The following is a 21,180-nucleotide window of genomic DNA, read 5'->3' on the forward strand; positions in this document are numbered from 1 at the left end:
TCCATCGGCGGTGATTCCATTATCGTTTAAACATTTTTTTCTTCGCCCATCGTTTGGAACGGCTCGGCAATTCATCCCCCTGGCCCGCGACGGTCTGCAGAGGCTCCGGTTGTTCCGCCGCGTTTGCCGGAGTCGTTTTCTTGGTGTCAGCAGTCACGGTTGGATCATGCTTTTCGTCGTTTGCTTCACCGTCATTCTCCTGTTTGCCGGCAGACGGATTGGACGACGTCTCCGGACTTGAGGAATCCTGATTCATAAACCGGTCCGGATTGAGCAGGCTCCTCTTATACAATTGGCGGCTGGTGGCAGCATCTGTTTTGCTTTCCCTCTTTTTCACCTGCTCCGCTTCACTCGTCGGTTCGCCTTTATTCTCACTGCGTGCTTTTCGCGTCATCTTTCTGACGGCGATGGACTTGTCCCGATCCTCCCCTGCTGCCGGCGGGACAACAGCTTCTTTCTTTTCGTCCGCGTCAACCGATGACGGTTTTTTCGGGAGAAAAGATTCCAACAACGACTTTTTTCTTTCCTTCTTCGTCGCTGGTTCATCTTTTTGCTGAGGTGGATCGCTCTCCTCTTTCTTCAGGTTGAGATCTGGGTCTCCATTCGGCAACGCCTTTTCTGTTTTTTGGGGACGCGTCTTCTTAGGCTGAGATGCCTGTTCATTTTTCCGTTTCTCCCGTTCTTTCGTGGCCCGGCGAACTTTTTCCAGCGAGATGTCCAAACCTTCTCCGCTGATGACATTTTCCGGGAACATTTTTTCCAGCTCTTCCACTTCTCTCGCCCGGCGTTTGCTGATCCAGATGCTCAGGGCGATGATAATGATCACAACCAGTCCCAGTCCTCCCCATAAATACGGGTGGGTAAGATACGATGCGATATCCATCCGATTTACCTCCTCATCGGTTTTCTCCACCCCCGCACAATCCCGGTTGAGCCTTGAATCACTTTTTTATGTGCATAAAGGAAAGCCGGCTGGAGTGCCGGCCCGCGTATTTTCGTTATTTGCCCTTAAATCGGGGGGGTCTCTTCTCCAAAAAGGCATTCACACCTTCGATCCGGTCCTCGGTGTCAAAACAAAGGCCAAAATAGGAAGCTTCCAGCTGCAAGCCTGTTTTTAAATCGATGTCCAATCCGTTTTGAATCGATTTTTTTATCCATTGAATGGCGAGGGGGGCTTTTTGCGACAGTTGTTTGGCCAAGCTCTTCGCCTCATTCAGCAACTCCGAGGCGGGGAGCACTTTTTGCACCAGACCCAGGCGATGTGCCTCAGCCGCCGTAAGCATTTCTCCGGTCATGCAGAGGTACTTGGCCATGTTTTTTCCAACGACTCTGGCCAGCCGTTGGGTTCCTCCGTAACCGGGGATAATTCCCAGGTTGATTTCGGGCTGTCCAAAACGGGCATGTTCAGACGCTAATATGATATCCCCGCACAACGCCAGTTCGCAACCCCCGCCAAGCGCATAGCCGTTCACAGCCATGATGACGGGCTTCGGCAAGTTTTCAATCCGATTGAACAAAGTTTGTCCCTTGATCGCCAGCTCTTCCGCCTGTCCCGCGTGCTCAATCTGAGTGAACTCGGAAATGTCGGCACCGGCGACAAAAGCTTTTTCCCCGTCGCCCGTCAAGATCAGAACACGGATGGAATCCGTTTTTTCGACCCAGTCAACAGCTTCATTCAGCTCGTCCAACAATTCCCGGCTCAGCGCGTTTAAGACTTTCGGACGGGAAAGAGTAAGCAGGGCCCAGCCTTCTTCCTGCTCTAACATGATATTTTTCCAATTGGACATGATCCGATCACCCCGCATCTGTGCTCCAACGGCCAATCTACCCGGATTTTTTCCTGTTAAAAAAACCTGCTTTTCTTTTCGGCATCCGATTTGCCGATTCCTTCTTTCAGGATTTTTTATTCATCTGACTGCGGAGATAGGCTTCAATAAAGGAATCGATCTCCCCGTCCATCACAGCCTGGACATTGCCCACTTCCACCTGGGTCCGGTGATCTTTGACCATGCTGTAAGGATGAAACACATAGGAGCGGATCTGGTTGCCCCAGCCGATTTCCGTCTGCTCCCCTTTCAGCGCATTCAGTTTTTGCTGCTGTTCTTCCATTTTCCGTTCGTACAGTCGCGCTTTGAGGATTTTCATCGCTTTTTCACGGTTTTTGATCTGGGAGCGCTCCGATTGGCAAGTGACCACGATGCCCGTCGGCAAGTGGGTAATGCGCACGGCGGAATCGGTGGTATTGACATGCTGTCCGCCGGCCCCGCTGGACCGGTAGGTATCGATTTTTATCTCATCCGGGCGGATTTCCACTTCGACATCGTCATCCACTTCCGGCATCACATTGGCCGAGACAAAGGAAGTATGACGTCTGCCCGAAGCGTCAAACGGCGAAATGCGAACCAGACGGTGAACGCCTTTTTCCGCTTTCAGATAGCCGTAGGCATTCATTCCTTTAATGAGCAGGGTAACACTTTTCACGCCGGCTTCTTCCCCCGGAAGATAATCCAGTGTCTCCACTTTAAAACCGCGCCGCTCTGCCCAACGGGTATACATGCGAAGAAGCATTTCCGCCCAGTCTTGCGATTCCGTACCGCCTGCTCCCGGATGGAGCTCCAAAATGGCGGAGTTCCGGTCGTAAGGCTCGTTCAACATAAGGGAGAGTTCAAACTCATCCACCTCTTTGGCAAGCGTCCGGAGCCCTTTGGTGAGTTCGTCCACCAGTGCCGGGTCTTCCCCTTCCTCAGCGATCAATTCATACATGAGCTGGTATTCTTCGCATTTTTCTTCCAGGGCCTCCATGGCTTCGGTTTGTTCTTTGAGATGTTTCATCTCATCGATCACTTTCTGCGCTTCGGACTGGTTATTCCAGAAGTCGGGGGAAGCCATCTTCTCTTCCAGCTCACTCAATCTGGCTTTCTTGTTATCGAGGTCAAAGAGACCCCCTGATATCCGCCAACCGCTTGGCTGTATTGTTCAGTTCATGCTTGATTTCATTCAGTTCCATTTCCGTCACCTCTTATTCAAATCTGTTCCCATTATAACGCGCACGGATCACGGATGTCACACCACGGAAAAGGCAGGGGAAACCCCTACCCTTGCATGCCCGCCTGTACCGTTTTTTCCGCCTTCTGACAACAGTTTTTATATTTCTTGCCGCTCCCGCACGGACAAGGTTCATTGCGGCCGATTTTTTCGGTCCGGCGGATCGGTTGTCTTTTCGCCGTTTCTTTTTGCTCCTCCGCCTCTCCTCCGGAAGAAGCGGTTGCGTTGACAGCCACTTGCTCGCGCTCGATCGCTTCTTCTTCGGTGATGACAGATTTCATCACATATTTCACGACTTCTTCCTGGATTTCCTGAACCATCTGCTCAAACATGGCAAACCCTTCAAACTGGTAAGCCCGCAGAGGGTTATCCTGTCCGTATGCCCGGAGGTGAATTCCCTGGCGAAGCTGGTCCATCGCATCGATATGGTCCATCCATTTGCGGTCTACGGTGCGCAGGACGACGACTTTGGAGAATTCCCGCAGCCGCTCATCGCCGATCTCTGCCCGGCGCTCTTCATAGTATTTGACCACTTCATCGTAAATCATCTGAACCATTTCCGCCGGTTCTTTTTCTTCGAGATCCTCTGTATCGATCCGGCCTTCCGGCAACAGGTTGCCATCGACGAAGTCGGTAATCGCCTCAAGATTCCATTCTTCTTCCAATTCCTCTTTCGGCGTATGAGCCTCAACCACCCGCTCGATCACGGCTTTGGCCATCTCCAGCACGACGTCTTTCAAGTCGTCGGATAAGAGGACTTCACGGCGCTGTTTGTAAATGATTTCCCGCTGTTGGTTGAGCACATCGTCATATTGCAATACCCAGCGGCGGGCATCGAAGTTGTTGCCCTCTACTTTTTTCTGGGCATTGGCCACTGCTTTGGTAAACATTTTCCCTTCGATCGGCTGGTCTTCTTCCAGACCCAGCCGATCCATCAAAGACTCCATATTTTCCGACCCGAAACGGCGCATCAGATCGTCGGAGAAGGAGAGGAAGAATTGAGAAGAACCAGGGTCACCCTGACGTCCGGCCCGGCCGCGCAGCTGGTTGTCGATCCGGCGGCTCTCATGGCGCTCGGTACCGATGATGTGAAGGCCCCCCAGTTCAGCGACCCCTTCCCCAAGCTTGATATCCGTTCCGCGGCCGGCCATGTTGGTGGCGATGGTCACCGCGCCTTTTTGTCCCGCCTGGGCGATAATTTCCGCTTCACGGGCATGATGCTTGGCGTTCAGAACCTGATGGGGAATCCCTCTCTTTTTCAACATGCGCGACAATTTTTCCGATTTCTCGATGGAAACGGTTCCCACCAGCACCGGCTGCCCTTGTTCATGCCGCTTGGCCACCTCTTCCACAACAGCGCGGAACTTCGCATCTTCCGTTTTGTAGAGCACATCGGAGAGGTCCTGGCGGATCATCGGGCGGTTGGTCGGAATCTGATAGACATCCATGCCGTAGATTTTGCGGAATTCTTCTTCCTCCGTTTTCGCCGTACCCGTCATTCCGGACAGCTTCTTATACAAACGGAAGTAGTTTTGCAGCGTGATCGTCGCCAGTGTCATGCTTTCACGCTGAACCTGCAAGCCTTCCTTGGCTTCAATGGCCTGGTGCAATCCGTCGCTGTAACGGCGTCCGTGCATGAGACGGCCGGTAAATTCGTCCACGATCACCACACCGTCTTCATTCACCACGTAATCTTCATCCCGTTTCATCAAAACATGGGCTTTCAGCGCCTGTTGGATGTGGTGATTGAGCGTGATGTTTTTCATGTCGTACAGGTTGTCCACGCCGAGGAAAGACTCCACTTTTTTCACGCCGTCTTCCGTCAGCGCCACTTGTTTGGTTTTGATATCCACCGTATAATCTTCTTCGGCCTTCAACCGGCGGACGACCTGGTCGGCGGTGTAGTATAAATCGGTCGCCTTGTTTGCCTGTCCGCTGATGATGAGCGGTGTCCGCGCTTCATCGATCAGGATGCTGTCCACTTCGTCGATGATCGCATAGTTGAGTTCCCGCTGTGTCAACTGTTCCGGATAGAGAACCATGTTATCGCGCAGGTAATCAAATCCGAATTCATTGTTGGTTCCAAACGTAATATCGGCCAGATAGGCGGCCCGCTTTTCTTCCGGTGTCATGGTCGGCAGATTCAGGCCCACCGTCAGCCCCAAAAATTCAAAAACCTGTCCCATCCATTCCCGGTCCCGCTGAGCCAGATAGTCGTTCACGGTGACAATGTGAACCCCTTTGCCCGTCAGCGCATTCAGGTAAGCGGGAAGTGTGGAGACAAGCGTTTTTCCTTCCCCTGTCTTCATCTCGGCAATGTCGCCCTGATGCAAAACCATTCCCCCGACCAGCTGTACGCGGAAATGGCGCATATCCAAAACGCGCTTGGCCGCTTCCCTCACCACGGCAAATGCTTCGGGAAGGAGGTCGTCCAGCGTGGCGCCGTTCTCCAGCCTTTGTTTGAACTCATCCGTCTTCGCACGGAGTTCCGCATCGGACAGTGCAGCAATCTCCGGTTCCATCGCATCGATTTGGTCCGCAACGGCAAAAAACTTTTTCAGTTGGCGTTCATTTGAATCAAATAATTTACGAAGGGTTTTGAACACCTTGATCCCTCCTGATTTGGGATGATCTATCTCAAACGAAAATCGTGCACTCTCATTCAAAACATAAAGAAATGAACAGTCTAACTAACATTTTATCAAATTTAATACACTTTTTCACTTTTTTCCGTACAACTAATTTTTTCTGGGACATTTTGATCACAGGATCAGACAGAACCGGCGGGGAAAACATTTTGGCGACGAGCGTGCCACCGCATGGAAACGGAGTCGGAAAAATGATTTCTGAGCGGGGACAAACAGGCCCGCTTTCGGACTGCATTTGCTGAGAAAAAGATCTCACAGTCGGACGTTCATTTCCATTGGTGTCTGGCAGTCAAACGCGTTCCCCGGCTCCTCCTATAAAAAGAACGAACCTTGTAAGCGGTTCGTTCTTTTGCGAAAAATATCCTCTTGCATTCCTTATCCCGTGGAACCAGGACGCACCAGGCCCTGCAAAATTTGATAGAAACGGCGGGCGAGCTTTTTGCGGTCCCCTTCACGGTCGATGTATTCCCGCCCGTTTCGCTTAATTTCTTCCAATTGTTCAGAAGTATAGGAACGGACCTGATCGATCGCCCGGGCCAATCCCTCGGGATCTTCGGCGCCGGCAAAGACGCCCACCCGGTTGTTTTCCACGATCTCCCTGACTTCCCCGTCCACCGTGGTGACAATGGGCAATCCGACAAAGGTGTAATCAAACAGTTTGTTGGGACGGGCTCCCCGGAACACTTCGTTGTCGGCCAGGGAAATGATTCCGCAATCGGCGGCCTGGGTATAATCGAAGATTTCCGATTTGGGCACTGGGTCCAGCAACAGAACGTTATCCAGGCCTTCTTCCTGTTTGATTCTGAGGAGTTTTTCCTTTTCCGGCCCGTCCCCGATGAGCACGATGGAAATTCCCGGCTTCAGGTGACGGCCCGCTTTCACGACATACTCCAAGGCGTTGGCAGGACCGTGGGCACCGGTGTAAATGGCGACAAACTCATCCTCGGGAACGCCCATCTTCCGCCTGAACTCCGCCCGTTTGGAAGGGTCCGGTTTCCAGGAGCCGACGACAATGCCGTTGGGGATCAACGCGATCTTGGATTCATCGATCCCCTTATCGGCAATAAACTTGCGCTGATGCTCGGTCAGGACGATGATCTTGTCGGCGTTCCGGTATAAGAAAGATTCCATCCAGGTGAGCAGGCGGACGATGTGACGATTGCTAAGCCCTCCCATTTTGATCAGGGAATCGGGCCACAGGTCGCGCACCTCAAACACAAACGGGCATCCCTTGATCTTTGCCAGCATCCAGCCCGCAAACGCCGTAAACAGATGGGGGGAGGAAGCGATCAACACGTCCGGCCTTCTTTTGAATAAACCCGCCAGGAAAAAGACGGCGGCAAAGCTCCCCATGTTGATAATCCGGCGAACATCGTTGGTCTTATGCGGAAAAGACCAGAGCCACTCCAGCTTTAACCCTTTGATTTTATCCAGGCTGTTTTTCTCTTCTTCGGTGATAAACGTCCGGCGCGGGTGGACGAACTTGGACAGAAACAGCGTCACTTCCGCTTTCTCTTCCACCGCCCACTCCCTGGCAAGCTCATAATGCCGGGTAATTCCGGCGATGTTCGGCGGTACGGCATAATGGTTCGCTAACCAGATTCGCAACACGACTCACTTACCTTTCCAACATGTTCGATCGAATGATGAATCATAAAGAAATAACGGAAAATTGAGTTGCTGCGGGATCCGGGCCGGAAAATTGAAACCAATGAAATGAACTCCGGCAGCTCCCGCATCAGCATGGTCCGACACAACATCTTGTAACGTAAAGGTCATTTCATTACAGGAACATTACCACTGTAACATAAACGAAATGTTTTGGGTACACGTTTTGAAAAACAAGTGGAGGAACATGCTTTCTTCTCTATATTTACAGGAAAAAACGGCGGGTTATTCGGGGAAAGCTGTTTTTTTCGAGACCAGGAAAACATTTTCCGCTTTCTGTAATCGGATGTATCCAAAATCCGGACGGAATTTGAAAGAAAACAAGAGCATTGCGGAAGAGGGAGATTCGTAATGGAAGTTGAACAACGGGGGTGATCCGAAAAGGGGGGACTGAAAAAGGAGTGAGTTTCCAAGATGGGCCGAACGAAATATTTCCCCGCTTTAACGATTGAGCGGGGCATGATCCGGTACCGGGAAAAGCGAAAAAAATTGCCCCCTCCTGTAAGCAGCCAATGAATAGCAGGAATAGCCAGACGACAGCTTCAGGAGCCTTCTCAGATAATAAACGAACCCGGCAACCCAAGGAATCGGGCAACCGGGTATATGGATCGTCAATGACCTTAAGAAAACATGATGATGTTTTTCTCTGATTTACTCTTCGCCGCCGGACCCGCTTTCAGGAAGGGTATCCCAGACGCTTACATCGGTCTGATGAATCGACCCGTCGGCAATGGAATCAATGGCCGATTCAATCGCAATCACGGCTTGCTCGATCAGGTATCCGTTGCTCTTTTGACCGAGGACATAAGAATCATTGGAGTGGTCGGCCATGCCCCGCATTTCAAACAGCAGGGTGGCAATCTTGTACTCGAGAGCCAGACCGTTTCTGGCTATGTTCGCCCCTGATCCACCCACGTACTTGGACAGAGTGCCAAATCCCCTTTTTTCGACCGCATGATATACGACTGCGCCCAGTTGTTTTGATTGATGCACGACATCCGGGCTTACATCGGGGTTGGTCGGGTACAAAATAGACCCGGATACCAGCCGGTCACTGTCGCCAAGGGTCGTTTGCGTTCCCTGGTGATGGAGATCGATCAGATAATCCACTTTGTATTTTTTCAAAATATTTTCATGAAATCCTTTTGTTTCCGGCTGGGAACGGTCGGTATGGTCACGGTTCAAATCAACGCCGTTTGCATTGTAGCGGGTATGTGTCCCGGCTGCATAGTCATCGAGCGGGAAGTTCACATCCCCTTCCGCCCCGTCCGCATTTAAGCGCGGAGCCACAAGAACGTTTACTTTACTTAACCACTCTTTCACTTCCGCACCTTGCGAAGCCAAGTGTTTGATGACGCGAAGCGCCCCTTCTGTCGTCAACGTTTCATTCCCATGCTGTTGCGTCAAAATCAGGATGGTCGGATGGCTCGGGTTATTTCCAAATTTGGCCAGATAAAGGTCCCGACCCTTGACGGATTTTCCGTATACCTCAAGTGACATGACCTCCGACCGCTCGTCCGTTTCTCTCAGAAACTGAACCATTTCTTCGTAGTTATGTAGCCGTTCATTCCGAATCGTTTCGTTCCCGTTGTAGTCAGGTCCGTTTCCGACCGCGCCTGCAGGCTGCGCAACTAAGAGACTGGTCGCCAACGCGCTTGACAAACACAATGCCGCCACTTTTCTCTTCATGGTATTCCTCCTATGGGCGAAAGTTTAGAGCTCCATCATTGATTGTAGTAGAAATCTATATAAAATGTTGTCGAAGGTTGTCGATATATCAAAATAATCTTAAGAAATGGGACAAAGTCCAAGCGGAGCAACAAATTCCCCCTCATACAAACGGTACCCGGACGGCATAAATTAACCCCCGTAAAGGCTTAAACGCCTCACACGGGGGTTTCTTGCTTACCTCAAATCCTGTTTCAGTTGTTCCACGATGTTACGGGCAGCCTGTCCGTCACCAAATACGGGCTCCACTTTCGAGAAGTCTACTTCAAACCGTTCGACGGCCTCAAGGATTTTGGACTGGTCCGCACCGACCAGAATGTTGGTTCCCAGGGTGACCGTTTCGGTCCACTCGGTTTCATCGCGCATGGTGATGCAGGGAACTTTGGCAAAAAAGGCTTCTTTTTGCACTCCTCCGGAGTCGGTCAGGATTTTTTTCGCATTGACTTCCAATTGGAGCATGTCCAGATAGCCGACCGGGTCGATTCGTTTGACTAGCGGATTGGTAATCTCGAGTCCGTATTCGGCAAGTTTGCCCCGGGTTCGCGGATGGAGCGGAAGCACTGCCGGAAGGGGCAGTTCATTGATCGCCCCGATGATGGAACGCAAACGCGACGGGTCATCCGTATTTTCAGCCCGATGGAGCGTGATGAGAATGTAGGAGCCCGGTTCCAGGCCGAGATTTTGCAGGATGGTTGCCTTTTGTTCGGCCAGTTTGCTGTTATAATTGACCGCGTCGAGCATTACATCCCCGGAAAGGTAAACCCCGTCGGTGATGCCTTCATTGGCGAGGTGACCGACAGCTGTTTGTGTCGGGCAGAACAGCCATCTGGAAACATGGTCCGTCAATACACGGTTGATCTCTTCCGGCATCCGGCGGTTAAAACTGCGGAGGCCCGCTTCCACATGGGCAACGGGAACATGAAGTTTGGCGGCCGCCAACGCTCCGGCCAATGTGGAGTTGGTATCGCCGTAAACCAGCACGCAGTCCGGTTTTTCCTTGACGATGACTTCTTCCACTTTACTCAGCATCTCCCCTGTCTGGGCCCCGTGCGACTTGGAACCCACATGCAAATTGTAATCGGGAACGGGGATATTCAGTTCCTCAAAGAACACTTCGGACATCGCCTTATCATAGTGCTGGCCCGTATGTACCAAAATCTCTTCGGCTTGTTGCCGGATCGCGCGTGACACAGGCGCGGCCTTGATAAACTGAGGCCTGGCTCCGACCACCGTTAAAACCTTCATTGCAAAACCCCCTGTACAAATCGGTTTCATAGAATGGGAGGATCTCTTTTCGTTTTATCCGAGGTCTATCATAACACACGTAGAAGATCATGTAATCATCCGATCATCATCATCTAGGAGTCATCTTTTATCTTAACCCATGATAAAAGATCCATCCTCACAGAGGACGGATCTTCAGTCTTGTCCGATCATTTCTCTATATCAACGGCAAAGGATCACTCCGGCTCAATCAGGCCGTATTTCCCGTCTTTCCGTTTGTAAACAACGTTGACCTGGTCCGTTGCAGCGTTGGAGAAGACGAAGAAGTTGTGGCCGAGCATATCCATCTGCAAAATCGCTTCTTCCATGTCCATCGGTTTTAAGTTAAACCGCTTGGTACGGACGATTTCAAGCTCGGGTTCCTCTTCCACGACAGTTGCGGAGGGTTTGAAATCCGGGGAATTTTCTCTAAATTGGGCGCGGAGGCTTGCATCCTGCCGGAACTTCCGATTCACTTTCGTCTTATACTTGCGAATCTGACGCTCCAGCTTTTCTACAACTAGATCAACAGATGCATACATGTCTTTGCTGGACTCTTCCGCCCGAACAAGCAATCCCGGAAACGGAATCGTCACTTCCACTTTGTGCTCATCCCTCAGAACGCTGAGTACGACATGAGCTTCCGCCGATGGAGGGGTATCAAAGTACTTCTCCAAACGGCTTAACTTCTTTTCAACGAAATCCCGAAGTGCATCTGTGACTTCTAAGTTGTTTCCACGGATGACATATTTCATAAAAGAAATCCTCCTTCCGCTTTGTACTCTATCTATTCCCCCGATGAATAAAAATTCCTCCTCTTTTTTCACCGAAAATTAAAAGAAAATAAAGGAAACTGTTAATAAAAATTAACAATGTACAAAATATAGGGGCGATAATATAAAACTCCCCGGAGCTTCTGCTCAGGGGAGTTGGTTTCCTGTTTCCAAGAATCACACGTCGATTTTCACAACGTTCGCAGCCTGTGGTCCACGCGAACCTTCTACGATTTCAAATTCAACGGTTTGTCCTTCTTCCAGCGTCTTGAAGCCTTCCATTTGAATCGCAGAGTAGTGTACGAATACATCTTCGCCGCCTTCACGCTCGATGAAACCATAACCTTTTTCCGCGTTGAACCACTTGACTTTGCCTTGCATGAAAAAACATTCCCTTCTTAAATTCAAATATATTGCACAAGACATACATCTTACGCGAATCAAATATATCATTCAGATAAAAAAGCTGTCAAGAAGGCGACTAACTTTTCCAAAAGTTTGTGAACCAATTACATTTACGTCTTCAAACACACCTATTTATGGAAATACAAAAAATGGGTGTTCACTCACATCGTTGACCATGATACAAAAAAATGGCGGCTCCAAGCATCCTCCGAATAAAGGATACCGAGCCGCACCCGCTTTCATCTGCGCCAATCAAATTCGCGAGCCTTCCCGCTCGAATTTATAAAACCTTGCTAAGGAAAGAACGGGTTCTCTCGTGGGCAGGATGGTTAAAGATCTGGTCGGGGGTGCCTTCTTCCACGATCGAGCCGCCGTCCATGAATACCACGCGATCGCTGACCTCACGGGCAAAGCCCATCTCATGGGTCACCACCACCATGGTCATCCCCTCTTTGGCCAGCTGTTTCATAACGGCCAGCACCTCTCCCACCATCTCGGGGTCCAGCGCGGAGGTAGGTTCGTCAAACAGCATGATTTTGGGTTCCATCGCGAGTGCCCGGGCAATCGCCACCCGTTGTTTTTGGCCTCCGGACAACTCTTCCGGATAAGCCTGTGCTTTCTCTTTCAAGCCCACTTTCTCCAATAATTCCATCGCTTTTTTCTCCGCTTGCTCAAGAGGAATCCTCCGTACGTGAACGGGGGCCAGCGTAATATTTTCAATGACCCGCTTATGGGGAAACAGTTCAAACTGTTGGAACACCATGCCTACTTCCGTACGGACACGGTTAATGTCCGTTTTTTTGTCGGTCAGATCATGTCCGTTGACGATCACTTTTCCGGACGTAACCGGTTCAAGCAGGTTGAGGCAACGCAAAAACGTACTTTTCCCCGAACCGCTGGGCCCGATCACACAAACCACTTCTTTTTCCTTAATCTCAATGGACACGTCTTTCAACACTTCAAGATCGCCAAAACTTTTATGCAAATGTTCAACCCGAATCAATGCGGTCACCCCTTCTTATTGCTGGTGCTTAAACGTCTCTCCAAATAAAAGACCACACGGGAAAGGATCAGCGTCAGGATCAGGTACATGACTGCGGCGGTGAGGTATGGGGCCCAGCGCTCAAAGGTATTTTTGGCAGTTGTGAACGCAGCATAAGTAATATCGTTTACCGCAATGACCGTAACCAGAGAGGAATCCTTCAGGAGGGCAATAAATTCGTTCCCCAGAGGCGGCAGCATCCGCTTAAACGCCTGAGGCAGAATGACGAGCCGCATCGCCTGGCCGTACGTCATTCCCAAAGAGCGGGCCGCTTCCATCTGTCCCTTTTCGATGGACTGGATTCCCGCACGGAAAATTTCTGCGATATAAGCTCCGGCATTCAGGGACAAAGCTACAAAGCTGGAGAACATCGCCTCGGGTGCGTCAAGTCCCAGGACATCCTGGAACAAGGTCGGCAAAACGGCGAAGTGAATGGCCAGAATCTGCAAAAGCAGGGGTGTGCCGCGAAAGAGGTCCACATAGACTTGTGCAGGCAGCATCAGCCACTTTTTACCCGACAACCTCATAAGACCAAGAATAAGACCGATGACCATTCCAACCAGAACGGCCACAACCGTTAATTCAAGCGTAGTAATAAATCCACGAATAAATAGATCCTTATAATCACTAATCACGGACCAGTCAATCATAGTTATCCACAATCCCCCTTCGCGGAGCAGAGTTTAAAATCAAGTTATACACATAGTTATCCACATTATCCACAGTATTCACAGACCGATGAAAGCACAATTTATCCACAGGGAATCCTCGCGCTCTGATAAGGAATCCTCAGACAGGGAAGGGGAGTGCCCTGCACTCCCGGTTTGCACGAATTCAATTATTTCTTGCCAAAGTATTTTTCGTAAATTTTGTCATAGGTCCCGTCTTCACGAATCTTTTTCAGCCCCGCATTCAATTGATCCAATACCTTTTTGTTTCCTTTTTTTACAATGAGACCGTATTGTTCTTTGGGAATCGAAGGATCTTCTACAATCTTGAATTGACTGTTCCCCAGTTTTTTCACATACTCCATGACCACCGCATTATCGGCTACCACGGCATCCAAACGGCCCAGCTTCAGATCTTCCACGGCAGAAGGAAGGTCATCATACCCCTTCAGGCCGGCATAGGTCTTTCCAAATGCGTCTTGCACAACTTTTTCACCTGTGGTGGCCGATTGCACCCCGATCTTTTTGCCGTTCAATTCTTTCAGCGTCTTCACTGAAGAGCTGTTGGGAACCAAGATGACCTGGGTTGCCTCAAAGTACGGCTCCGTGAAGTCATACTTTTTCTTGCGTTCTTCCGTGATGGTTATGCCGCCGATTCCCGCATCCAGCTTGCCGCGGTCAATTCCTTCAAACATCGGGTCCCAGCCGGTATGTTGCAAATCAGCCTTAAATCCGCCGGCTTTGGCGATCGCCTGGAGCAGATCCGCATCAAAACCGGTAATCCTTCCATCCCCTTCCTGTTTTTCAAAAGGAGGGAATTGGGCATCGGTTCCCACTTTCAGCGCATCACCGGTACCTGCCTGTTTGGAAGCGCATCCACTGAGAATCAATGAAATGATGGCACATAGAGCAAATAACATCCCAGTCCATTTTTTCACGTTGATCTCCCCTCATTAGAAAAAAATTGAAAAATTTGATGTCTTTTATTCCTGGACGAATGAGAGAAATACCTATGAAACCCTAAAAACTAGTGTTCATTATAATAGATAAATAATATATATTCAATTGGAATCTTATACTATATATAAAAATACATCATTATATATAAAAATGCATATACTACAAAATTAACCAAATAAAAAAACCCCTTTATAGCGGGGCTTAAAATAAGGGGTTTAATATTGAGAAAATATCCATTTTTATCCTTGCCTGATTCCGGCTTAATAAATATTCATAAAGGATAATTTTGACTGAACGCCGAAAATTATTGGCCAAAATACTTTTGATAGATCTTGTCGTAGGTACCGTCTTCACGGATTTTCTTCAGGCCGGCGTTGATTTTCTCCAACAGCTCTTTATTTCCTTTTTTCACAATGATTCCGTAGTATTCAGGTTCAAAGGAGGCATCTTCAACCACTTTAAATTTGTCTTTCCCCAGTTTCTTCACATACTCCAGGACAACCCCGTTATCGGCTACAACGGCATCCACGCGGCCCAGCTTCAAATCTTCAATCGCAGCCGGTGTGTCATCATATCCTTTGAGATTCGGATAGGTTTTGCCGAATGCTTCCTGCACCACGGTTTCCCCGGTCGTCGCCGATTGGACGCCGATCTTTTTCCCGTTCAAGTCCTTTAACGAAGTGACCGAAGAGTCTGCAGGAACGAGAATCAACTGTTTGGCATCGAAATAAGGCTCGGAGAAGTCATATTTTTTCTTGCGTTCCTCGGTGATGGTGATCGCGGAGATCCCCGCATCCACCTTTCCGCTGTCAATCCCTTCAAACAGCGGATCCCAGCCGGTATGGCGAATTTCCACTTTAAAACCGGCAGCCTTGGCAACAGCCTGCATGATATCCACATCAAACCCGCTGATCTCTCCGGTTCCTTCCTGCTTTTCAAAAGGTGGATAAGCGGCATCGGTGCCCACTTTTACCACTGCCGTGTCCTTCGACGCTTCTCCGCCATCTTTTTTCGTGGCACATCCGGCCAGAATAATCGATGAAAACAACACAGCTGACAGCAGGATTCCAATTCCTTTCCGCAATACAAATTCCTCCTTTATTAGGGGGTTTGATTAAATATGCATATGAATTTATTAAAACACAGAATTAAAAATAGCAAACTTCTGATTAATTATATTTCATTTATCCCTTTAAAGCAATTACAATATCAGGGAGTAAACTGTATATTCTAACATTTTTCAACAGTGCAACCAAACGAAAAAGCACCCTCCCCAAGACGCCGGAAGGGTGCTGCCATCCTGCCAGATTCCAATCTTTGTCTAATTATTGATTGACGAGCTCTTTTAATTGTTTGCCGGGTTTGAACGCAGGGACTTTGCTTGCTTCAATCTGGATTTCTTCACCGGTTTGCGGGTTGCGTCCCGTACGGGCTGCCCGTTCGCGAACTTCAAAGTTGCCAAAGCCAATCAGCGTTACTTTTTCGCCGTTTTTCAAGGCTTCGGAAATGGTCTGCAATACGGTGTCGACAACCATTCCGGCTTCTTTTTTGGTTTTTCCTGTGCTTTCAGCCACACGCTCTACCAATTCCGTTTTGTTCACTTTTCAACACTCCTTATTTTTGATAGGTAAAAGAATATGCCTATCACATGTGTTGACTACTTTTTCCTATTCTATACCTATCTTTTTTTAAAAATCTATCTAGCAAACGTTACGGAACAAACATGGCTCGCGCCGGCTTGCCGTAACGATTTTGCACACTCTCTTAAAGTGGCTCCCGTCGTATAAACATCATCCACAATCAGAATTCTTTTATTCTCGATCCGCTTTGGATTTACCTGTTCGGACAATTGAAAAACATTTTGCATCGCGACCAGCCGATCCTGCCGGGTTCGCGTGCTCTGCGGCAAAGTGGCCCGGCTCCTTGTGAGCAAGGAACAAACCGGAAGCCGCAACCGCTTTCCAATCACATTTGCCAAAAGCTCCGCCTGGTTAAACCCCCGCTCGGAGAGGCGTTCCGGATGAAGCGGTACAAAAGTGACCAGAGAGATTTGTTTCCCGAAGTGGGAGGCTGCCACTTCCGCCATCCACACCCCGAGCGGCGAAGATAAACTTTCCTTGCCGCGGTATTTAAAAAGCTGGATGATCTGCTTTGCCCCGTCAGAATATACGACTGCACTTCGATTACAGATCCTCTCTGACGGGTTCACCCGGGCACAGTCCGGACAGATGCCCGTCGAATTTCCGTCTGCCGAACGGCCGCAAACCCGGCAGCCCGCAGAAACGATGGGTGTCAACTGTTCCCGGCACGCAGCGCACACTTTCTCCCGGACGGAGACCCAAAAACCCGCCGGGACAGGGGCCGAGTCACACAGCCAGCACCTATGATCCGGCGGAAAAAGAACGGACCACCAATCCACTATGTGTAATACGCTCCTTCTCTGTGAAATCCTTCTTTTCCTTGGATTATTCCACATTTGTTCTGCCAGGAAAACGAAAACGGGAACACATGTTTGTATATTAGGATACCAAAATACCGAAAGATTGTCTAGAAACGATCTTCTTTTTTCCATAAGGTTGTTCGGGCCAACTGGTTCAACCATTCTGTCTCTTTTTTGGCTTGAATCTGCGCCTCTGTTTTTTCACCCGCCAGAAACCAGGCCACTCCTTGTTGGTATTCTCCCGATCTGCCCACTCTTCCTGCAATTTGGATCAGTGAGGCTCGGTCAAATACCGGATGATCGGCCCCGATGACCAAAACATGGCCGCGCGGAACCGTAACTCCTCGTTCTAAGATGGTCGTCGTCACCAGAACTTGAATCCGCTCCTGGCGAAACGCCCGGATCGTTTCCTCCCGCAGGCGGTCCTGTCCGAACACTCCCGCCGCCCTGCTGAAGAAGTCCGGTTCCTGCTCTTTCAGCCACCCCAGCACCTTCTTGACATCCTGAACGCGTGGAACAAAGAGAAAAACTTGCCCGCCCTTCGTTTCCGCTTGCCGGAGAAAGGATGAGAGATGGGGAATCGGCCGGCCTTCCGACAGCTTTTTCCACAGCCGCCATTCGCGCAGGAGCTTGGGAACCGGCAACGGGTAACCGTGGTAGCGGACCGGAACCGTGACGGCCGATAAGATTCCCGCCCGCAGTAGCTTTTTCCACTCCCGCGGCGGTGTAGCCGTCAGGAAGATCTGTTTGGCCCCCTGTTTCATCGACCGTTCAATTCCGGCTTCCAGAGAAGGATTTCCATAGAGAGGGAATGCGTCCGCTTCATCCACCACCACCAGATCAAAATCCTGGTACAAGCGCCAGGTCTGGTGTGCCGTACTGATCACCAAAGGCCCGTCCAACCATAAATCAGGGCTCCCTCCGTACAAGGAGCGGACTTGGATTCCCCGAAAAATTTTTTGCAGCCTTGGTCCCAGCTCATGAACCACGTCTTTGCGCGGCGTCGTCCAAAGCACCTTCCCCCCTTGGGACAACACGGAGGAGATCGCCGGAACCATCATCTCCGTTTTGCCCGCTCCTGTGACTGCCCAGACGAGCAACCGGCGGTGATCAGAGGTTAAAAAGCGCACGATGTGGTCCGCGACGGCTTGTTGCGTCGGCGTGAGGGAAAAAGAAAGAGAAACAGAAACGGCTCCGTTTTCCGGAACCCGCCGACCCGGATGGATAAATTGAAAAAAAGGGATACATGTTCTCGACTTGCCGAGCAGAAGGCATCGTTCGCACACGGCGCATTTGTCACCGCACATCGCACAAGCCGTCACCCTCAAGCCGGCTCCCTTTGTACAGCAGCGATGGCAGATCCACTCCGCAGCGGGCCCGGCGATCTCCACCCCGGGTTTTAAGCTCATTTGTTCCTGCAGGTAAAGAAATTGCAGCACACGGGCAAGAACAGTTTGATGGACTTTTTTCCCGCGTTTATGTAAAAGCGCTTCCACTTCCGGCCAAAGCAAGGACCGCCCCGCAAGAACCGGTTGGCACTCTTCGGCAAGCTGCACCGTCTCCTGCCACTCTCGTTCACCCAGTTCTTTCTCCGTATATTTCCGCAAATGTGGGTCTATGAAAGGGGAATCGCTCCATCTGTTTTCTCCCAGCCACTCAAACGCGGTTCCGACTGATGCGGCTTCAGCGACGGGCTCGATGGCGATCCCCTTCTTTCTCCAATAGGTTCGGTCTACTGAGCCGGACATGCTGATCCGAAGACCGGATGTTCCGGTCAAGCGATAGACAAAAAATTCACAGTCTCTTCCCTCCTGTAAAAAATTTCAGAAATATGACCAGACGCCGCATGGGAGCCTGGTCGGCATGTGAGCTATGCTAAATGTCTTTCGGATTCCCGGGCAGAGTCGGTTTCGCGCAGATCCAGCACAATTAATTTGCCTTTGGTCTGTTTTTGTGATTCCAGCCACTTTTGAATCGCTTCATCCGCATTCACGTTCGGGGGTATGTTCAAAATCTCCAATTGGGGATAACGGTTTGTGAGACGTTCCAAAATGGCTAATGTATCATCCGATGAACCGGTATCTATGCAAGTGATCCTTCCTTTTTTCCCTTTCGTGCCGTTCCAAAAATGATAGGACCAGATCATCCACTCGATGGAACGTTGACTGTTGCGGGTAATGATGACCAAATGATATGCCTTGTTATGATAATAGTAGCCGAAGTACTTAGACAGATGCTTGATCAGGAAAAACATCACCACGTACAGAGCAGCGCTCCAGAGGATCCACTGTTCCATCGCATCGTCCCTCCTTCACCCTAGTTTATTCAGAAAAGACAGGTATCGTGAACTCTAAGGTGAATCGGCTAAATCAACTGAACCCATCCGTACTTGATGGCCAGCAAAACGGCCTGCGTCCGGTCCTGCACATTTAACTTGTACAGGATATTGCTCACATGATTTTTTACTGTTTTTTCGCTGATATACAAATGTTCGCTGATGGCTCGGTTGTTTTTTCCCTGCGACATTAAGCGCAAAACTTCCATCTCTCTATATGTTAACACTTCTTGCCAGGAAATTGGAGGAATTCTCGTATACAAATGCTGAAAAACTCCTTCTCTTCTGCTTAAGCGGCGCAGTTCGTTCACCAATCTCCCCATGATGATCGGATGGATATAAAACCCGCCGTGAGCGATCACCCGCATCGCTTCGATGATGTGTGTGGTCCCCATGTTTTTGAGAAGATAACCCGAGGCGCCTGAGCGAATCGTCTCCAGCACATAAGGCTCATCATGTTCTGACAGGATGAGCACCTTTGTGTGAGGAGCCATCTGACTGAGACGATATGTCACTTCCCCTCCGTCGACACGCGGCAAATGCAAATCCAAGACAGCGATATGCGGCAGGATCGTCCCGCATAAGAGCGGAACTTCAACCCCTTCACTGCACTCTCCGACCAACATCATATCATCTTCCTGCGCTAATGCCGTTTTGAGCTGTTGACGGAAATTCGGGTCGGGATCGGCGATCAACACCCGGACCGGCGCCACAGAAACCGTCCCCGGTCTTACTTGGCGCTCCGTTTGTCTTGTCTGTGGCGGCCTCTCCAGCAAGGGACTCACCTCTTTCTTCTAAAAATTCGATCATATTTAAATTTTACCATGCCAAACGAACAATTTGAAATAGAAAAAGCCGCCCACACAGGACGGCAGAATGAAAAATCCTTATAGACCGGCATCTTGTTTGAGGAGATCCGCTTTATCGGTACGTTCCCACGGAAGGTCGAGATCGGTGCGGCCAAAATGACCGTACGCAGCTGTTTGGCGATAGATCGGACGGCGCAAATCCAGTTCGCGGATGATTCCGGCAGGACGCAGGTCAAAGTGTTTTTCCACCAGTTCAACCAGTTTGTCTTCGCTTACCTTTCCAGTCCCAAAAGTATCTACGCGGATGGAAACAGGGCGGGCGACCCCGATGGCATAAGCCAACTGCACTTCGCATTTGTCTGCCAGACCGGCTGCCACAATGTTTTTGGCTACATAACGGGCAGCATAGGCTCCGGAACGATCCACCTTGGTCGGGTCTTTTCCGGAAAAGGCTCCGCCGCCGTGACGGGCGTAACCGCCGTAGGTATCCACGATAATTTTGCGGCCGGTCAATCCGGCATCCCCAAGCGGTCCGCCAATCACGAAACGTCCCGTCGGGTTGATGAAGTATTTGGTGTTTTCATCCAGCATATCCCGCGGAACCACCGGTCCGATCACATGGGTCTGAAGATCTTTTTGGATTTGCTCCAAGGTGACATCTTCCGCATGCTGGGTAGAAATGACAATCGTATCGATGCGCACCGGAACTCCGTCTTCATACTCAACCGTCACTTGTGTTTTTCCATCCGGACGGAGGTAATCCAGGGTTCCGTCCACACGAACTTCATGCAGGCGGCGGGCCAGTTTGTGTGCCAGGGAAATCGGAAGCGGCATCAGCTCCGGGGTTTCATTGCAAGCAAAACCAAACATGATCCCCTGATCGCCGGCACCGATCGCTTCGATCTGTTCCTCGGTCATGGTCCCTTCTCTTTTTTCGAGAGCAACATTTACGCCTTGCGCAATATCAGGAGATTGTTCATCAATGGATGTGAGAACCGCGCAAGTTTCGCTGTCAAATCCAAACTTTGCACGGGTATAGCCGATGTCTTGAATCGTGGAACGAACGATTTTGGGAATATCCACATAGCAAGTCGTGGAAATCTCTCCGCAAACCAGTACGAGACCGGTGGTTACGGTGGTTTCACAAGCCACGCGGGCATTCGGATCTTTCTCCAGAATCGCATCTAAGATGGCATCGGAAATTTGATCGCAAATTTTGTCCGGGTGGCCGACGGTCACGGATTCGGAAGTAAATAAACTGCGTCTTTTTTCAGCGGACATGAAGTTCTCCCCCTTTGGAATTGATCTCTCGGCAAATAAAAACACCTTTCCTCCGAGGAAAGGCGCTTGCTTTTAAACCTTTAGAAACCCTCGAAACCCTGATGAATCAACGGGC

At 50.1% G+C, this 21,180-nt stretch carries 19 protein-coding genes; all 19 read right to left on the minus strand.

From position 1 onward, the window contains the following. Positions 1-19: 19 nt before the first annotated feature. Positions 20-883 carry a hypothetical protein gene (locus BMW55_RS01945; protein ID WP_089964790.1) on the minus strand — a complete coding sequence of 288 codons (864 nt, stop codon included), beginning with the start codon at positions 881-883 and terminating at the stop codon, positions 20-22. A gap of 115 nt (positions 884-998) precedes the next feature. Further along, positions 999-1,787 carry an enoyl-CoA hydratase/isomerase family protein gene (locus tag BMW55_RS01950; protein ID WP_089964792.1) on the minus strand — a complete coding sequence of 263 codons (789 nt, stop codon included), beginning with the start codon at positions 1,785-1,787 and terminating at the stop codon, positions 999-1,001. A 106-nt stretch (positions 1,788-1,893) separates the two neighbouring features. Further along, positions 1,894-3,007 (minus strand): peptide chain release factor 2 gene (gene prfB, locus BMW55_RS01955; protein WP_139179414.1). Its coding sequence is split into 2 segments (ribosomal slippage): positions 1,894-2,934 and positions 2,936-3,007, totalling 1,113 coding nucleotides; the frame shifts between segments, so codons are not numbered across the junction. Between the two features lie 85 nt (positions 3,008-3,092). After that, entirely contained in the window at positions 3,093-5,651 is a 2,559-nt protein-coding gene (gene secA, locus BMW55_RS01960; protein WP_089964796.1) for a preprotein translocase subunit SecA, read from the minus strand. 417 nt (positions 5,652-6,068) lie between these two features. Then, positions 6,069-7,301, minus strand: coding sequence for a glycosyltransferase family 4 protein (locus BMW55_RS01970; protein ID WP_170839689.1), 1,233 nt, complete (start codon positions 7,299-7,301; stop codon positions 6,069-6,071). A gap of 711 nt (positions 7,302-8,012) precedes the next feature. Next, the gene (locus BMW55_RS01975) at positions 8,013-9,050 is read right to left on the minus strand and encodes a M14 family zinc carboxypeptidase (RefSeq protein ID WP_089964802.1); all 1,038 of its coding nucleotides are present in this window, start codon (positions 9,048-9,050) and stop codon (positions 8,013-8,015) included. 216 nt (positions 9,051-9,266) lie between these two features. Then, entirely contained in the window at positions 9,267-10,334 is a 1,068-nt protein-coding gene (gene wecB, locus BMW55_RS01980; protein WP_089964805.1) for a non-hydrolyzing UDP-N-acetylglucosamine 2-epimerase, read from the minus strand. A 215-nt stretch (positions 10,335-10,549) separates the two neighbouring features. Next, a complete protein-coding gene (gene hpf / locus BMW55_RS01985) occupies positions 10,550-11,107 on the minus strand; it encodes a ribosome hibernation-promoting factor, HPF/YfiA family (RefSeq protein ID WP_089964806.1) in 558 nt (185 codons plus the stop codon). A 195-nt stretch (positions 11,108-11,302) separates the two neighbouring features. Beyond that, positions 11,303-11,506 carry a cold shock domain-containing protein gene (locus BMW55_RS01990; RefSeq protein ID WP_089964808.1) on the minus strand — a complete coding sequence of 68 codons (204 nt, stop codon included), beginning with the start codon at positions 11,504-11,506 and terminating at the stop codon, positions 11,303-11,305. Positions 11,507-11,810: 304 nt separating this feature from the next. Next, positions 11,811-12,533: an amino acid ABC transporter ATP-binding protein gene (locus tag BMW55_RS01995; protein ID WP_089964810.1), complete on the minus strand. Its 723-nt coding sequence runs from the start codon at positions 12,531-12,533 to the stop codon at positions 11,811-11,813. 5 nt (positions 12,534-12,538) lie between these two features. Beyond that, positions 12,539-13,222 (minus strand): amino acid ABC transporter permease, encoded by a 684-nt coding sequence (locus BMW55_RS02000; protein ID WP_170839690.1) that lies wholly within the window; start codon positions 13,220-13,222, stop codon positions 12,539-12,541. Positions 13,223-13,410: 188 nt separating this feature from the next. Continuing rightward, positions 13,411-14,178, minus strand: coding sequence for a basic amino acid ABC transporter substrate-binding protein (locus BMW55_RS02005; protein ID WP_244527409.1), 768 nt, complete (start codon positions 14,176-14,178; stop codon positions 13,411-13,413). Between the two features lie 326 nt (positions 14,179-14,504). Then, positions 14,505-15,284 (minus strand): basic amino acid ABC transporter substrate-binding protein, encoded by a 780-nt coding sequence (locus tag BMW55_RS02010; protein WP_089964812.1) that lies wholly within the window; start codon positions 15,282-15,284, stop codon positions 14,505-14,507. Positions 15,285-15,525: 241 nt separating this feature from the next. After that, complete coding sequence (locus BMW55_RS02015) at positions 15,526-15,801, minus strand: HU family DNA-binding protein (protein WP_089964814.1); 276 nt, start codon at positions 15,799-15,801, stop codon at positions 15,526-15,528. A gap of 95 nt (positions 15,802-15,896) precedes the next feature. Then, on the minus strand, positions 15,897-16,619 hold the full coding sequence (locus BMW55_RS02020; protein WP_089964816.1) for a ComFC family protein: 723 nt from the start codon (positions 16,617-16,619) through the stop codon (positions 15,897-15,899). 128 nt (positions 16,620-16,747) lie between these two features. Then, on the minus strand, positions 16,748-18,388 hold the full coding sequence (locus BMW55_RS02025; RefSeq protein ID WP_139179416.1) for an ATP-dependent helicase ComFA: 1,641 nt from the start codon (positions 18,386-18,388) through the stop codon (positions 16,748-16,750). 122 nt (positions 18,389-18,510) lie between these two features. Continuing rightward, positions 18,511-18,936 carry a glycosyltransferase family protein gene (locus tag BMW55_RS02030; protein ID WP_089964820.1) on the minus strand — a complete coding sequence of 142 codons (426 nt, stop codon included), beginning with the start codon at positions 18,934-18,936 and terminating at the stop codon, positions 18,511-18,513. 68 nt (positions 18,937-19,004) lie between these two features. Next, positions 19,005-19,751 carry a response regulator transcription factor gene (locus BMW55_RS02035; protein WP_244527410.1) on the minus strand — a complete coding sequence of 249 codons (747 nt, stop codon included), beginning with the start codon at positions 19,749-19,751 and terminating at the stop codon, positions 19,005-19,007. Positions 19,752-19,862: 111 nt separating this feature from the next. Next, entirely contained in the window at positions 19,863-21,065 is a 1,203-nt protein-coding gene (gene metK / locus BMW55_RS02040) for a methionine adenosyltransferase (protein WP_089964822.1), read from the minus strand. Between the last annotated feature and the right edge of the window lie 115 nt (positions 21,066-21,180).

Source organism: Lihuaxuella thermophila (genome assembly GCF_900110165.1).
GTDB classification, from domain to species: Bacteria; Bacillota; Bacilli; order Thermoactinomycetales; family Thermoactinomycetaceae; genus Lihuaxuella; species Lihuaxuella thermophila.

What these genes read in the sequence shown, in the direction of transcription:
- metK (WP_089964822.1), bottom strand. Translation starts at nt 21,065, where the DNA reads ATGTCCGCTGAAAAAAGACGCAGTTTATTTACTTCCGAATCCGTGACC.
- BMW55_RS01945 (WP_089964790.1), bottom strand. Translation starts at nt 883, where the DNA reads ATGGATATCGCATCGTATCTTACCCACCCGTATTTATGGGGAGGACTG.
- BMW55_RS02000 (WP_170839690.1), bottom strand. Translation starts at nt 13,222, where the DNA reads ATGATTGACTGGTCCGTGATTAGTGATTATAAGGATCTATTTATTCGT.
- hpf (WP_089964806.1), bottom strand. Translation starts at nt 11,107, where the DNA reads ATGAAATATGTCATCCGTGGAAACAACTTAGAAGTCACAGATGCACTT.
- BMW55_RS01950 (WP_089964792.1), bottom strand. Translation starts at nt 1,787, where the DNA reads ATGTCCAATTGGAAAAATATCATGTTAGAGCAGGAAGAAGGCTGGGCC.
- BMW55_RS02025 (WP_139179416.1), bottom strand. Translation starts at nt 18,388, where the DNA reads ATGTCCGGCTCAGTAGACCGAACCTATTGGAGAAAGAAGGGGATCGCC.
- BMW55_RS01975 (WP_089964802.1), bottom strand. Translation starts at nt 9,050, where the DNA reads ATGAAGAGAAAAGTGGCGGCATTGTGTTTGTCAAGCGCGTTGGCGACC.
- wecB (WP_089964805.1), bottom strand. Translation starts at nt 10,334, where the DNA reads ATGAAGGTTTTAACGGTGGTCGGAGCCAGGCCTCAGTTTATCAAGGCC.
- BMW55_RS01990 (WP_089964808.1), bottom strand. Translation starts at nt 11,506, where the DNA reads ATGCAAGGCAAAGTCAAGTGGTTCAACGCGGAAAAAGGTTATGGTTTC.
- BMW55_RS02030 (WP_089964820.1), bottom strand. Translation starts at nt 18,936, where the DNA reads ATGGAACAGTGGATCCTCTGGAGCGCTGCTCTGTACGTGGTGATGTTT.